This is a genomic window from Phyllobacterium sp. (genome assembly GCF_037994425.1).
GTDB lineage: Bacteria > Pseudomonadota > Alphaproteobacteria > Rhizobiales > Rhizobiaceae > Phyllobacterium.
In genome coordinates this window covers 1-15,114 of the sequence record NZ_JBBNAM010000128.1, presented here as the reverse complement: position 1 = coordinate 15,114, position 15,114 = coordinate 1, and the positions used below count along the sequence as shown (strand labels likewise).

At 57.7% G+C, this 15,114-nt stretch carries 12 protein-coding genes; 4 read left to right on the top strand and 8 right to left on the bottom strand.

Annotated elements, in window-relative coordinates; all coding sequences use genetic code 11:
- Position 1 precedes the first annotated feature (1 nt).
- The gene (locus AAAB35_RS09270) at positions 2 to 1,552 is read left to right on the top strand and encodes a SpoVR family protein (protein ID WP_340668000.1); all 1,551 of its coding nucleotides are present in this window, start codon (positions 2 to 4) and stop codon (positions 1,550 to 1,552) included.
- A 14-nt stretch (positions 1,553 to 1,566) separates the two neighbouring features.
- Here the strand turns inward: AAAB35_RS09270 and AAAB35_RS09265 are convergent, their stop codons facing one another.
- The 6 genes from AAAB35_RS09265 to AAAB35_RS09240 all read right to left on the bottom strand — a co-directional run bounded on the left by AAAB35_RS09265 (position 1,567) and on the right by AAAB35_RS09240 (position 7,702).
- Positions 1,567 to 2,616: a Gfo/Idh/MocA family oxidoreductase gene (locus tag AAAB35_RS09265; RefSeq protein WP_340667999.1), complete on the bottom strand. Its 1,050-nt coding sequence runs from the start codon at positions 2,614 to 2,616 to the stop codon at positions 1,567 to 1,569.
- A gap of 78 nt (positions 2,617 to 2,694) precedes the next feature.
- The gene (locus tag AAAB35_RS09260) at positions 2,695 to 3,477 is read right to left on the bottom strand and encodes a ThuA domain-containing protein (RefSeq protein ID WP_340667998.1); all 783 of its coding nucleotides are present in this window, start codon (positions 3,475 to 3,477) and stop codon (positions 2,695 to 2,697) included.
- 42 nt (positions 3,478 to 3,519) lie between these two features.
- Complete coding sequence (locus AAAB35_RS09255) at positions 3,520 to 4,530, bottom strand: ABC transporter ATP-binding protein (RefSeq protein WP_340667997.1); 1,011 nt, start codon at positions 4,528 to 4,530, stop codon at positions 3,520 to 3,522.
- A 12-nt stretch (positions 4,531 to 4,542) separates the two neighbouring features.
- Entirely contained in the window at positions 4,543 to 5,370 is an 828-nt protein-coding gene (locus tag AAAB35_RS09250) for a carbohydrate ABC transporter permease (RefSeq protein ID WP_340668015.1), read from the bottom strand.
- The gene (locus AAAB35_RS09245) at positions 5,370 to 6,350 is read right to left on the bottom strand and encodes a sugar ABC transporter permease (RefSeq protein ID WP_340667996.1); all 981 of its coding nucleotides are present in this window, start codon (positions 6,348 to 6,350) and stop codon (positions 5,370 to 5,372) included. Before AAAB35_RS09245 ends, AAAB35_RS09250 begins: the two co-directional genes overlap by 1 nt.
- A gap of 89 nt (positions 6,351 to 6,439) precedes the next feature.
- Complete coding sequence (locus tag AAAB35_RS09240) at positions 6,440 to 7,702, bottom strand: ABC transporter substrate-binding protein (RefSeq protein ID WP_340668014.1); 1,263 nt, start codon at positions 7,700 to 7,702, stop codon at positions 6,440 to 6,442.
- Positions 7,703 to 8,127: 425 nt separating this feature from the next.
- Here AAAB35_RS09240 and AAAB35_RS09235 point away from each other — a divergent pair, with 425 nt between their 5' ends.
- On the top strand, positions 8,128 to 9,153 hold the full coding sequence (locus AAAB35_RS09235; RefSeq protein ID WP_340667995.1) for a substrate-binding domain-containing protein: 1,026 nt from the start codon (positions 8,128 to 8,130) through the stop codon (positions 9,151 to 9,153).
- A gap of 369 nt (positions 9,154 to 9,522) precedes the next feature.
- On the opposite strand, the gene AAAB35_RS09230 is transcribed toward AAAB35_RS09235, so the two are convergent.
- Positions 9,523 to 10,539, bottom strand: a complete 1,017-nt coding sequence (locus AAAB35_RS09230; RefSeq protein ID WP_340667994.1) for an amino acid ABC transporter substrate-binding protein — start codon at positions 10,537 to 10,539, stop codon at positions 9,523 to 9,525.
- 134 nt (positions 10,540 to 10,673) lie between these two features.
- Positions 10,674 to 13,727, bottom strand: coding sequence for an aminotransferase class III-fold pyridoxal phosphate-dependent enzyme (locus AAAB35_RS09225; RefSeq protein ID WP_340667993.1), 3,054 nt, complete (start codon positions 13,725 to 13,727; stop codon positions 10,674 to 10,676).
- 122 nt (positions 13,728 to 13,849) lie between these two features.
- Here AAAB35_RS09225 and AAAB35_RS09220 point away from each other — a divergent pair, with 122 nt between their 5' ends.
- Both AAAB35_RS09220 and AAAB35_RS09215 read left to right on the top strand, forming a co-directional pair.
- The gene (locus tag AAAB35_RS09220; protein ID WP_340667992.1) at positions 13,850 to 14,302 is read left to right on the top strand and encodes an Lrp/AsnC family transcriptional regulator; all 453 of its coding nucleotides are present in this window, start codon (positions 13,850 to 13,852) and stop codon (positions 14,300 to 14,302) included.
- 93 nt (positions 14,303 to 14,395) lie between these two features.
- Positions 14,396 to 15,114, top strand: a 719-nt coding sequence (locus AAAB35_RS09215) for a GAF domain-containing protein (RefSeq protein ID WP_340667991.1), incomplete at its 3' end; no start/stop codon positions are given.

The following is a 15,114-nucleotide window of genomic DNA, read 5'->3' as shown; positions in this document are numbered from 1 at the left end:
GATGAGTAAGAGTGCGGGCGCTTCCGACCTTCTGTTCAACGGGTCCGATTGGACTTTCGACACATTGTCCCGCACCTACGACGCCATCAAGGAAGTTGCCCTCACGGATCTCGGCCTCGACTGCTATCCCAATCAGCTCGAGATCATTTCGTCCGAACAGATGCTGGATGCCTATTCCTCCAACGGAATGCCGCTGATCTATCAGCATTGGTCGTTCGGCAAACATTTCGTCTACGAGGAATATCTTTATCGCAAGGGCCGGCGTGGCCTCGCCTACGAAATCGTCATCAACTCCAATCCTTGCATCGCCTACCTGATGGAAGAAAACACGATGGCCCTGCAGGCACTGGTCATCGCCCATGCCTCCTTCGGCCACAATCATTTCTTCAAGAACAATTATCTGTTCAAGCAGTGGACCGACGCCAGCGCCATCCTCGACTATATGGAATTTGCCAAGGGCTATGTCGCACGCTGTGAGGAGAGATATGGTTTTGCTGCCGTCGAATCGATCCTCGACGCGGCTCACACGCTGATGGACCAGGCGGTGTTCCGCTATCGCCGTCCGCCACGTATTTCATCGGCGAAGGAACAGGCGCGCGTACGCGAACGTCTTGACTATGAGGAACGGATCTTCAGCGACCTCTGGCGGACCTTGCCGCAGCCAAGACAAAGCGAGGATACGACCGAGGCGGAGATGGAGGCGCAGGAGCGCAAGAAGGCGCTCAATCTGCCGGAGGAGAATCTCCTTTATTTTCTGGAGAAGAACAGCCTCATTCTCGAACCCTGGGAGCGCGAGGTCCTGCGCATCGTGCGCGTTGTCGCGCAGTATTTTTACCCGCAGCGGCAGACGAAGGTGATGAATGAAGGTTGTGCGACCTTTGTCCACTATACCATCATGAACATGCTCTTCGACCGGGGAAGGATCAGCGAAGGGCAGCTTCTGGAAATGCTGCACAGTCATTCCAATGTGGTATTTCAGCCGGGCTTCGACGATCCTCGTTTCTCAGGCCTCAACCCTTACGCGCTCGGTTTTGCCATGATGCAGGATATCGAGCGTATCTGTACACAGCCCACGGCCGAGGACCGCGACTGGTTCCCGGAATTTGCTGGCAATGGCGACTGGCGCGGTACGCTGCTCGACGCCTGGGCCAATCACCGGGACGAATCCTTCCTGCTGCAATATCTGAGCCCTGCATTGATCCGCAAGATGCGCCTTTTTGCCCTCGACGACGAATCCAATGAGAAGCACTACCAGGTCGCGTCGATCCACAATGAGCGCGGCTATGAAAAAATCCGCAGCTCCCTTGCCCGCAGCTACGACGTCGGCATGAACCAGCCGAATATTCAGGTCGTCGATGTCGACCTTCTCGGCAATCGGCACTTGCGGCTGCAGCACACCGCGCGCGACGGCATCGTGCTTGGCGAGAGCACGCGCGATGCGACTTTGCGCCATGTTCGCCGCCTGTGGGGCTACGACGTCAGCCTCGTTGGTGTCGATGCCGGCTCAGGCAATGTCCTTTACGAGGTATCGACGGACAAGTTTGCGGACTAATCAGGCGATCTGGTTCAGGTAGGGAGCCTGTGCTCGCGGCGATCGCTTTCGGTCACATTGGCAAGGTCGATTGCCATTTGCAGCTTGGCTGCATGGCGAAACGAGGGTTCGAGCGTGACACCGAGCGCGACCGCCTCGACGAAGCGCTGATAGTTCGTTGGAACCGGCTCCACGTCCATCTCCTTCCAGGTCGCGGTCTCAATATCCTCGTCGAGGCAGGCAAAGAGTTTGGAGCCGTCATGGCGGTGGACCACCTCCAGCGCACCCTTGTCGCCATAAATGCGCAGGCGCAGTTCGTTGACATGGCCTGTTGCCCAACGGCTCGAATGCACGACGCCGAGGGCCCCATTGGTAAAGCTGACGCTCATGGTGAAACTGTCATTGGCATCGAGTTCATACTCGCCGATACGATTGCCCTCCGCCTTGTCGAAGGTCTTCAGCCGGCAAAACACCTCGTCAATTTCCGTGTCCGTGCCATAGACGACGAAATCGAGAATGTGGACTCCCACATCGCCCAGAGTGCCGTTTGAACCGTGCTTCTTCGACAGCCGCCACAGCCACTGGCTTTGGCTGCGCCAGTCGCCCCATTGTTTCGACACCAGCCAGCTTTGCAGATAGGATGCCTCGACATGCTTGACCATGCCGATCCGCCCGCTCGTCACCAGTTTGCGTGCCGCCTGCAACTGGGCAACGTTGCGATAGGTCAGGTTGACCATGCCGACGAGATTGGCAGCTTCGGCCCTGTCTGCCATGTCCATGGCGTCCCCAAAGTTGGTCGCCAGCGGCTTTTCGCAGAACACGTGCTTGCCGGCGGCCAAACACTCAAGCGTGGTGGCATGGTGCGCACCGTCAGGGGTCACATTGGCGACCGCATCGAATTCACCCCAGGTGAGTGCATCTTCCAGCGAGGTGAACGCCCTTTCAATGCCATATCTCGCGCGAAACGCTTCGGCGCGCTCGGGATCGACGTCAACGGCAGCGGCAAGCGTCACCGTGTCGATCGCGAGGAAACTTCGCGCATGCGCGTTGGCCATGTGGCCGGTACCCAGGATCAAAAGACGCATTGATCGAGTCTCTCCTGATGAAGGCGTGGTCGTTTCCCATAGGCATTGCAGCGAGATGCCGTTGCTGACGCAGATCTGTTAGCGCAAGCCCTCCTCGCCCGGCGCATGCAGGCTGCCGCCACGCGACTTGATCGGTTCAAGCGCCTGGTCGACCGGCACGTTCGGCGCCATCGTTATAGTGGCATGGCGATCAGGATTATAGGCCCAGTTCACCGCGTTGCGCAGAACCAGTCCCACGGTTTCGTCATGATAGGTCGGATAGGTCTCATGGCCAGGACGGAAGTAGAACACATTGCCCGCACCCCTGCGATAGGTCAGGCCCGAGCGGAAGACTTCACCACCCTGGAACCACGACACGAAAACCGTCTCGAGCGGTTCGGGCACGGAAAAAGGTTCGCCATACATTTCCTCGTTCTCGATCTCGAAATAGGCGGGCAGCTCCCTTGCGATGGGATGGCCCGGATTGACGACCCAGAGTCGCTCCCGCTCGCCGGCTTCTCGCCAATTGAGCGCGCAGGGCGAACCCATCAGGCGCTTGAAGATTTTCGAGAAGTGGCCGGAATGAAGGATGATCAGCCCCATGCCTTCCCAGACGCGCTTTGCCACGCGTTCGACGATCTCGTCGGCAACATCGCCATGGGCGCGGTGGCCCCACCATATGAGAACGTCGGTTTCATCGAGTGCCTTATCGGTCAAACCATGCTCGGGCGCTTGCAACGTCGTTGTCTTGATCGACAGGTTGCTGTCGGCGGCGAGCAGTTTTGCAATCTGGTTGTGCATGCCTTCGGGGTAAATCTCGGCGACGGTCTTGTTCATCTTTTCATGAACATTCTCGCCCCAGACAAGTGTTCGGATAGCCATTTCTGTGTCCTGTTCATTGCGGTTGGGAAGAGTGTGTATTGTCTAGCTGTGCGCCGCCGGCCTGCCCGACTGGTCGAAGCGGTGAATATTGTTGTTGATAGGCGAGATGAAGAGCCGCTCGCCAGGCTGTTGACGCGCCGTCCCATCCTGCCTCACGACAAGCGGATCCTTTGCGCCGATGTCGATATAGAGGTAGGTGTCGGAGCCGAGGTTCTCGGCAAGAATCAGTTTGCCGTCCCAGGTTCCATCCTTTTGACTGATCTGAAGGTGTTCCGGCCGCACACCCAGCGTATGGGCCCCGTAGGTTTGGGCGTATTTGTCCGTCAGAAAGTTCATTTTCGGGGACCCGATGAAGCCGGCTACAAAAATCGACTGCGGATTTTCATAGAGTTCGAGTGGTGTGCCAACCTGCTCGACGATCCCGTCGCGCAGCACACAGATGCGATCGGCGAGCGTCATTGCCTCGACCTGATCATGCGTCACGTAGATCATCGTCGTTTCATGCATGCTCGCGTGCAGCTTGGCGATCTCAAGCCGTGTCTGCACCCGCAAGGCCGCGTCGAGATTGGACAGCGGCTCATCGAAAAGGAAAACCTTGGGATCGCGCACGATTGCCCGGCCAATGGCAACGCGCTGGCGCTGACCGCCGGAGAGCTGCTTCGGCAGCCGGTCCAGATAGGCGCCAATCTGTAGCATTTCCGCTGCCTTGTGTACCCGCCGCTTGATCTCGCCAGCATCGCCCTTGGCCAGTTTCAGACCGAAGGCCATGTTGTCGAAGACGGTCATGTGCGGATACAGAGCGTAGGATTGGAACACCATTGCGATACCTCGCTGAGACGGCGTCAAGCTGTTGACGATCTTGTCATCGAAGGCAAGCGTGCCGGACGTTATATCCTCCAAACCCGAGATCAGGCGCAACAGCGTCGACTTTCCGCAACCGGACGGGCCGACAAAAACCATGAACTCGCCTGGATCGATTTCGAGGTCGACCCCCTTGATTACGTCGAACGTACCAAAGGATTTGCGGACAGCATCAAGATGAATTGCGGTCATTCGAAGAACTCCTTAACCCTTCACCCCGCCGGCGGTGAGACCAGAGATGATCCTGCGTTGGAAGATCAGAACGAGCGTGACGAGCGGTACCGTTACGATGACGGATGCCGCCATGATCGTGCCCCATGGAATTTCATGCGAACTTGCTCCCGAAAGCAGCGCGATGGTAACCGGGACGGTCCGTGTTTCGGTCGATGAAGTGAAGGTGAGAGCAAACAGGAATTCGTTCCAGGCTGCGATAAATGCCAGAAGCCCGGTGGTCACCATTGCCGGCCACATCAACGGCAGGAACACCTTGGTGATGATCACCCATGGCGTTGCGCCGTCGACGATCGCCGCCTCCTCGATCTCAAGCGGCAGATCCCGCATGAAAGTCGTCAGAACCCAAACCGTGAAAGGCAGGGTAAAGATCGTATAGGAAAAGACGAGGCTCCACAGCGTGTTGTAGAGCCCGAGGAAGCGAACAACCTCGAACAAGCCAGCGAGCACGGCAATCTGCGGAAACATCGAAACGGATAGAATGGTCATCAACAGCAAGGAGCGGCCGCGCAAACGCACCCGCGCCAGGGCGAAGGAAGCCGTTGTCCCGATCAAAAGGGCCAGTACCACGACGAGGGTCGAGACGATAACCGAGTTCACGAGGTTACGAGTGAAACTTCCGGCGCCAATGACGTATCTATAATTTTCCAGCGAAAATGAGCTCGGCCAATATTCGACTGTAAAGAGCGCAGTGCCGGATTTGAAGCTTGTAATGATCGCATAATAGAACGGGAACACGGCCACGACGACAATGAGCGCAACAAGCCCGTAAAAGGCTGTTTTCTTGATGAAGTTCCACATCATGCGTGGTCGCCTCCATCCATTGTGACGCGGCCAAGCCAGATCGCTACCACCGTCATCAGGGCAATGATAAGGAAAAGCAGCGTCGATTGCGCTGAGCCGTAGGCGAACTTGTCGAATTCGATCAGGTTTTCGCGCGCCAATACGGACATGGTTTTCGTCTGGGAGCTATTGGGCGTCAGGACATAGATGAGGTCAAAGATTCGCATGGCATCGAGCAGCCGGAAGATAATCGCGACCATGAGTGCAGGCTTTACCAGCGGCAGGGTAATGCGGAAGAATTGCCTGACTGGATGGACACCATCAATATGGGCGGCCTCGTAGACATCCTTCGGGATCATCTGCAAACCGGCAAGAATCAGAAGCGCCATGAAGGGCGTGGTTTTCCAGACATCGACGATCAGCACCGCCGTCATGGCCGTGTCGGCACTGGCTGTCCAGGCGATCGGCTGATTGATCAAATGGAGCCGCAGGAAGAGGTCATTTACAATCCCGAACTGATCATTGAGCATCCACCCCCACAGACGCGCAGAAACGATGGTGGGGATCGCCCAGGGAATGAGGATTGCCGCACGTACGAGGCCTCTGCCCTTGAAATCGGCATTGAGGACGAGCGCGACGATCATACCGAAGAATGCTTCAAGTCCCACGGAGACGACGCTGAAACGGACCGTGTTCCATACGGCATTCCACCAGGCGGGATCGACGAGGATTCCGGAATAGACGGTGCGACCGCTTTTCAGCTGAATCCAGGATAGATAGTTCTTCAGTCCCACCCATTTTGCCGCGCTCATATTGGTGAGTGACGCATCGGTGAAGGAGAAATATATCGTCCGCAGCAGCGGCCAGCCGGCAACAACGGCAAGCGCGATGATCATCGGGATGAGAAACAATTGCGCTGAGCGTGCGCGCTGACGCAGAAGTTCCGAGCGAGCGGTATAGGACGACATGGCGATATTTCCTGTCCGGTCCGGCGTCATGGTTCTGGGCTATCAATCAGGCAGACGGTGCGAATGGTGTCGGGGAGGCTCGCAACTCCATGCGCACCGTGCCCTTTTTGCTGGCAGGCCTACCAGCTACCTCCCTGAAGCTCCGTAAGCTTCGCTTCGAGAAGTTCAAGGTTTTCGGCCGCCGTGCCATTGCCGGACAGTGTGTCATGCACCGCGCTCCAGAACAAATTGGACACTTCGTTGTATTTCACCTTGGTCGGCGCGGACGGACGCGGAACCGAGGTTTCGAAAACCGGCTTCCAGTTGGGAACGATCGGCTGTGCGGCAGCAATATCCTTGTCATCATAAAGCGCTTTGATCGTCGGCATGCTGGCGAGGGCAATCGCCCGTTCCTTCTGCTGCTGGGGAGCCGCCAGGAAGAGTGCGAGCTTGATCGCCTCCTGCGGCGACTTCGAATACTTGGATACCGCAAGATTCCAGCCGCCGAGTGTCGCGGCCGAGCTTTGGCCTTCCTTCCCGCTTGGCAGCGGAGCAATGTCGAATTTACCCTTGACTGCACTGTCACCACTACCGCTCAAGGCATAGGCATAGGGCCAGTTGCGCATAAAAACCGCATTGCCGGTCTGCCAGATGCCGCGGGCTTCTTCTTCCGTATAGGCAAGCACGCCCTTCGGTGAGATCGTATCGACCCATCCCTTGGCCCGTTCAATGGCGGCCACCGCGTCGGGATTGTTGATGGAGATCGTACCATCGGGCTCGACGATCTGGCCGCCGCCCGACGACTTTACCCATTCAAGCGCATTGCATGTGAGCCCTTCATAAGCATTGCCCTGAAACACGAAGCCGTACATGCTCTTGTTTCCGGCCGCGCGCTCGCCGTCCTGTATTTCCTTGGCGCTCGCCGCCATCTCGTCCCAGCTCTTGGGAACCGGCTTCTTGTACTTTTCGAGCAGATCCTTGCGATAATAAAGTGCTGGCGCATCGGTGAACATCGGGAGCGCAACGAGTTTGCCGTCAACCGTCTGACTCTCGATGATCGAGGGTATGTGCTGGGCGATAACGTCTTTTGCCGCCTCCTTCAGATCAAGGAACTGGTCGGCCAGTTGCGGGGCCCATATTACATCGGTGCGGTAGACATCGATGTCGGAATTGCCGGCAGCAAGCCATAGCCTATACTGGCCGAAATTGTCAGAGCTGTTGGAGGGCATGGCGACAATCGACACCTTGTTGCCCGTTTCCTTTTCGAACCGGTCGAGTTGCTGGCGCAGAAACTCGCGTCCATTGCCCGTGTCGCCGGATACAATTGCCAGATTTGCGGCAAATGCTGTCGAAGCCAACAACGACGCGGTCAATATCGTCGCAACGAATGATTTCGCTTTCATCATTTCCTCCCAGTATTTGATGGAACGGATCTCCGCAGCCATGGCGAACCCGCTGCGTCGATAATAGTCCCCCGGCGTCCGAAAATAACCAAAATCCAAAGCGCTTTGGATAAAACCTGTCAGGGAGATTTTTGACTGTCAAGCGGCATTTTCGCCCATCCGAACCTGCGAACCGATCCGTCGCAATTGGACGGAGAGAATATATTTGCGATTTCAATCGGCTACGCAGATTTACTGCAAACCGCCTTGTTCCGACATCGTAATGCCCTCGGACTAAATCAAATGAGTTAGTCCTCGTGAATTCATCCAAACTTCAAAGCGCTTTGGAAATATGCTATGGCACGATTGGCAATCTACAGTCATATCTGCCGCGCGCTGGCCGGCAAATCGCATTCGTCATCGCATCGGAGCATTGATCGCCTACCATGAAGCTTAAGGATCTGGCTGAGCAACTTGGTCTTTCACAAACAACTGTCAGCCGTGCATTGAACGGTTATCCGGAGGTCAGCGAAGCGACCCGTGAACGGGTAAGTCAGGCTGCGCTCAGATACGGCTACAGCGCAAATGCGAACGCTCGTCGCCTCGCCATCGGACGGGTCGGCGCGATAGGCATTCTCATGCCCAACGACCGTAGCGATCGCTTTGGGCCACATACCAGCGAATTTTTTTCGGGCCTTGCTGAACGGCTGGCGCACGATGAGATGGATCTTCTGATGAGTCCGGTCATCGACAACAGCGAAATTGCCGCCTATCAGCGTCTTATCTCCAGTAAGCGTGTCGATGCGATGATCGTGACGGGACCTACTTTGATCGATGAGCGCGTCGCCATGCTGATCAAGGCCAAATTCCCTTTTGTGCTGCATGGGCAAACGAACATAGATGTGCCGCACGCCTGGCTTGATATCGACAATTGTGGCGCCTTCCGTCAAGCGACCACCCATCTTCTTGACCTTGGCCACAGGCGCATCGCCATGATCGACGGCCTCAAGGGCCATACGTTCTCGGAACATCGCGAGCTGGGCTACCGCGAGGCGCTCAAGGAGCGGGGCGTGATGGTCGATCCGCGCTTCATTGTCCACGACCGCTTTTCCGATGAGACCGGCTTTCGTGAAGCCCAAAAACTACTGTCCTACACACCGCACCCAACGGCTATCCTCGCCGGCTCAATGATGACGGCACTTGGCGTGTTCCGCGCGGTCCGCTCGAAAGGCTATCAGCTTGGCAAGGAAGTCTCGATCATCGCCCACGATGATGTCTTTCCCTATTTGAATGCAAGCAACATGGTGCCGTCGATGACAACGACCCGATCGTCCATCCGCGCCGCCGGAATCCGAATTGCCGAGATGCTGGTGCGTGTGCTCGACGGCGAACCGGTCGAAGACATACATGAAGTCTGGCCGGTGGAACTTGTCCTGCGACAATCAAGCGGCCCGCCGGTCCTTTCCGCGTGATCGCTTCAGCCGAGTTGGAACGTCGTGATACCAAAAAACCTATCCGCCCGAGCAACCATGCAAGGCCTGCCCGCACTGTTTGTGGGCGCACCCTGGAGAACCCGAGAAACGCATGGTTGTGGCTGTAACGGACCAGCGAGATCGCCACCCATCGACATTAGCGACGCGATACCCCTTTGGAGGTCCGCAGCCCAAAGCCGGCGCATCGTCAAGCACGGCGTGCCGGTTGTCCTCGGCCGCCGAATCGTTGATCGTGGCAAGTTGATTGCGTTGCGCCAATCGCATAACACGTCCCCTGCATTGCGGTAGCCTCCAACGGCCCTTCGACTTTTGACCCTCCCCACAGGGAAGGGCCATTTGCGATGGCTCCTATCGGATCGGAGGGGCGTACATGAGGCCGCCGGCATTCCACAGGGCGTTGATGCCCCGATCGATCTTGAGCGGGCTTTTCTTACCGAGGCTTCGCTCGAACATTTCCCCATAATTGCCGGTGGCGGAAACGACGTTATAGACCCAGCGCTGATCAAGCCCCATTGACTCGCCCGTATTGCCTTCGGCACCGAGGAAACGTCGCACTTCAGGGTTGTCCGATTCGAGCTGCGCGGCGACATTGTCCCTGGTGATGCCAAGCTCTTCGGCATTGATCAGCGCAAACAAGGTCCAGCGCACGATGCCGAACCAACGATCATCGCCCTGGCGTACCGCCGGTCCAAGCGGCTCCTTGGAGATGATTTCGGGTAGCACCATCGACGAATCGGGGTCAGTCAAGACCAGACGCTGCGCATAGAGCGCCGAGGCGTCGGTCGTATAGACATCGCAACGATCCGTGTTGAACGCGGCAATCGTCTGATCGGCCTTCTCGAACGAGATAATGTCGTATTTGATGTTGTATGCCTTGAAGAAATCGGCAGCGTTCATTTCCGTTGTCGTGCCGGTCTCGGTGCAGAGCGTTGCGCCGGACAGCTCCTTCGCGCTCTTTACTCCAACGGATTTCTTCACCATGAACCCCTGTCCATCGTAGTAGATGGTTCCGACAAAACGCATGCCCATGCCGGTATCGCGCGACTGTGTCCACGTGGTCTGACGCGACAAAAGATCGACTTCACCCGACTGCAGGGCGGCGAACCGTGCCTTTGTCGAAAGCGGAACATAGGTGACCTTTGCAGGATCGCCGAGTACTGCCGCTGCGACTGCCTGGCAGAAGTCGACGTCAAAGCCCGTCCATCGCCCCTTGTCGTCGGCATTCGAGAAACCGAGCACGCCTTCGCTCACGCCGCAATTGAGCTTGCCCCGTTCCTTGACAGTCGACAGCGTGTCGGCCGAAGCCGGCAATGCCGTGAAGGCGGTCGATGCCAGCAGCAATGCCAAAATGGATGTCGATTTCATCGTGTTCTCCCTGGTTATGACAGGACAAAGCCTTGCCCTGTCCCCGGGTGCTTACCCGGAGATCTCTGGTTTCAAGTTTGTTGATCTGCCGGCCCGGTTGTTGTCGAGGCGAGCAACGCCGGCGCCGTTCCCCGTTAGCCCTCGCTCATCACCGCCGCGAATGTCTCCTCCATAACCTCAATAAGAAGGTCTGCATTCGCACGGGTGAAAATCATGGGTGGACGCAGTTTAAGGATGTTGTCATAAGGTCCTTCCGTCCCCATCAGAACGCCGCGCTTTCTTGCTCCATTGTTGATTTTGCGCGCGATCTCAGTAGCTGGCTCTTTCGTCATACGGTCCGTGACGAGTTCGATACCGAGGAATAGACCTTGGCCGCGGACATCACCGATGACGTGGTAGCGCGCCTGCATGGTTTTGAAGCGCTCGAGGAGGTAGTTTCCTATTTCGCGCGCGTTGGCGCGAAGATTATCGCGTTCGATCACATCAAGCACGGCAAGGCCGACGGCGCATGAAACGGGATTTCCGCCAAACGTATTGAAATATTCCATGCCGTTGTTGAACGATGCGGCAATCTCGCGGTTCGTCACCACGGCCGCCATCGGATGTCCGTTTCCGATCGGCTTGCCCATGGTTACGATATCGGGAACGACGCCCTGCGTTTCGAATGCCCACCAATGGCTGCCGACCCGTCCAAATCCGACTTGCACCTCATCTGCGGCACAAATCCCGCCGGCCGCCCGAACCATCGAATAGACCTGCTTTAGGTATCCTTCCGGCAAGAAGACCTGCCCTGCAACGCTCGGAATGGATTCGGCCAGGAAGAGGCCCGGGCCTTTGCCGGCCTTGCGCATCGCGGCAATCTGGTCGGCGACACTCTGCGCATAGCGCTCAGTGATCGTGTCGACCGGCCAATCGACCGGCGCGCGGTAGGGGTCAGGAATGACCGCTTCATAGACGTGGGGCTTTTTGCCTTTGCCGCCCTTGCGCTTGTACTTGTAAGGGCTGAGGTCGATGAGTTCCTGGGTTGTGCCGTGATAGGCCCAATCGAGAACGATTGCCTCTTCGCGCCCGGTATGGGCACGCATCAATCTCAGCATGAGGCTGTTTGCCTCGCTGCCACTGCAGGCAAATGTTGCAACACACAGATCGGGTGGAAGGGTCGCCGTCAGCCGTTCAGCGTAATCAAGGATGTTGTCATGGAGATAGCGCGTATTGGTGTTGAGAACGCCTGCCTGTCGTCTCAAGGCCTCCACAACATCCGGATGTGCATGCCCGAGATGGCAGACATTGTTGAAGCAGTCGAGATAGGCCCGCCCCCGGTCATCGATCAGCCATGCCCCCTCCCCGCGTACGAATTTGATAGGCTCTGCATAGGATATGGACAGATTGGGCAAAAGCTTGGTCTTTCGCGCGCGAACGATCTCATTCCTGCTTCTTCCGGACTTTTCCAACGTCTCGTTCGGCAAGCCGGCAAAGACGGCAGGATCGGGGAAAAGCTCGGCCCAAACGGGAAGATAGACCGGCTCGCCTACCCCCAATATCTCTGTTGCCGACAAGCCTGTATCGACCGATAGCTGAAGGTGAAGGTGCGGCGCCCAGCCACCATTTTCGCAAGGAGCGCCCATTTCTGCAACGACGTCGCCGGCCGCGAGCTGATCTCCGGGACGAAGTCGATTTGTCGCCTCATGCGACAAATGTCCCCAAAGCGTGGCAAAGGGTGGACATCCCGAGGGGGCGTGCTCGAGCTTTATCAGGCAGCCATACCCCAGTGGATCGTCTTCGATCACCACTTCTTTCACCGTTGCGGCGATGGGTGTGAAGAGTTTCGTGCCGGCGTGCATGAACAGATCAAGCCCCAGATGCCTGGTGCGCCGCGTTCCCGGGATGAAGCGCGACTCAAACATCTTCCCGGCATAGACCGAACGTTCCTCACCCCAAGGTCCGATGCCAAGCTCGACATTGTGATCGGTACAATACCTATCCCACCACTGCATCGCCTTATCCGGTTCCCCGGCGCCCGAAAGCAGGGTCATGGGGTTTTGCGGATCGCCGTAGGGGACGAGATCCTTGGCCAGTCGCGCTGGATGGGTGGCGAGGATCGGGGTGAATGTCTTGCTGTTTTCCTTGATCCATTGGGCAACCGACGTCGCACCCGGATATGCCTCATAGCCGCAAGCATGGCGCAGGATGGCGGTTGCAAAACCGGAATTCATCCGGTCGAGGCGGCGCAACAGGTTCCAGGCGGGCGCCTCGCTGACCTGAAGGTAAGGATTATCGGCGGTCTTGTCGCTGCGCTGGGCCGACATGGTCACGCTGATCACAAGCCGCATTACGATCAGATCGAAGAGCAGGTCAAGTTCCTGTTCGAGCAGCGGGTAGTGCGCGTTAAAGCCTGCCGCTATCGACGCTGCCGCCCCGATCGGATCATCAACTTCGAGGATGGAATAGGCGCAGGCAACGGCGACTTCAGCAATCAGGACGCTATGCAGGGCGTCGCCGAAATCAATGAGTCCGGCGATGCGCGTGGGGTTGGATGCGTCGACAAGAACATTCCAGTCATTGGCGTCATTGTGGATGACGGCCGAACGCAACAGGGGCAGCCGCGGTGCGACTTCGCGATCAAACCGGTCGAGGCATCGCTCCAGCAAGGCACGATCAGCAGGATCATCGATATGGTGCAGGCGCTGGCGCGACAGCCCCGCCGCGCGAATATCCCAATCGAAGGTCCGCAGGGCCCCGGCATGAATGAACCCCTGCATCGCCCGGTCCAACTGGCCGAGAGCCTTGCCGAGGTTGCAAAGCACATGTGTCGTTCGCTCCATTGTTGCAAGCGGTTCGCCCGGCTGCCAGGACACCATACGGACGCAATGAACTTCGCCGGTCGCCCCCCGGATGCTCGCGAGCGCCTGCCCGGCCAAGGTGCGGCGCAGCCGCGGCACGGAAAGATCGGAGGCGTGTTTTTCAAGGTGTTCGAGCAGGGCTGTTTGAAAATCGCTCTGGTCGCGTGGTTCGCTGGCATTGACGATCTTCAGGATAAAGGATTGGCCGCCACGCCCGTCGATCTTGAAATTCTGATCACGCTCGCTCGCAAGCGGGCTGATCCGGCCCTCGACACCGAAGTACTCATTGGCAATCGTGAGGGCTTCGCTGTCCGAAAACGACGGCGCCGGATGAGACAGATCGATCATGCATAGGCTCCCTTTTGTTCGAGCTTGGCACGGGTCCAAAAATCAGGCATCCGTTAATCTGCCGGTTTGCTCGTCGCTTTGACGGCCCCGACCGGCATTTGGTCGGCAAGAGAGAAACCGCGATGAAAGAGCTTGATGACAAGGACCGGACGATCCTCAGTATTCTTTCGCGCGATGCCAAAATCCCGCTCAAGACCTTGGCCGGGGCGATCGGACTGTCGCGCAGTGCGACAAGCGAACGTGTCCTTTATCTTGAAAAGTCCGGCGTCATTCGTGGTTACCGCGCCGATATAGGCCAGCTCAACGAAGGCCTGATTTGCGCATTCCTGCTTATCAGCCTCGTCCGTACGCCGTCCCTTGGTGTTCTGGACCGTCTCGCGGCGCACCCTGAAGTGCGGCGCGTTTCCTCGGTCAGCGGCCAGCTTGATCTGATCGTGGAAATCGAGGTGCCGTCGATCAATCACCTCAACACCATTCGCGACAGGGTCGCAACGATGGACGAGGTAGCCGATGTGACGACCTCGATCATCCTGCGACGCGACATCGACCGAGGTGACGGCAATATGGTATCATGACGGCGCGCAGATGGGCAGTGGCTTGACGGGAGGCTCGCGCGACCTATGCTGCGATAAAACCGACGGATCGCCAGCACTCTGTGGGAGGAGAGCATGGGAAGGCTCCATGATGGCCTGCACGCGGAACACATCCAGTCTGCGCTGGCAAGCGACGCTGCGGCACGCTCTGCGCTTGTGGCTTCCTGGGGCCGTTCCATGCGGCTTTACGGCCTCGATCCCGAGGAAGGCGCCCCGCCCAACGTCTTGACCGACCAGGAACTTTCGCAAGCACGTGAACAGCTTGGATCCTTGATCAATACGGCCGCCGGGACGCTTGACCGGCTTTATATGGCCGTCGGCGGATCCGGGTGCTGCGTACTCCTTGCCGACAAGGATGGGGTACCGGTCGATCGGCGCGGCCATGTCGGTGATGATGCGACATTCTGCAAGATCGGTCTTTGGACCGGCGCGGTGTGGAGTGAGGAAAGCGAAGGGACGAACGGGATCGGCACTGCCATCGCCGAACAGAGGTCGCTCACAATCCACCGCGACCAGCATTTCCGTAGCCGCAACACCGCCCTTTCCTGCACGGTCGCCCCGATCTTCGATCATCGCGGCCGCTTGATGGCGGCAATCGACGTCTCATCGGCCAGGTCCGATCTTACCGAAGACTTCGTCAAGCTCATCGCCATGGCCGTCGTGGATGCCGCGCGACGCGTTGAGGCGGAAAATTTCCGGCTGGCTTTTCCCAAGGCCAGGATCGTCATGGCCGGCGACAATATTGCAGGTGATCGCATCGTAAACGCGCTGATCGCGGTTGATCAGGATGATCT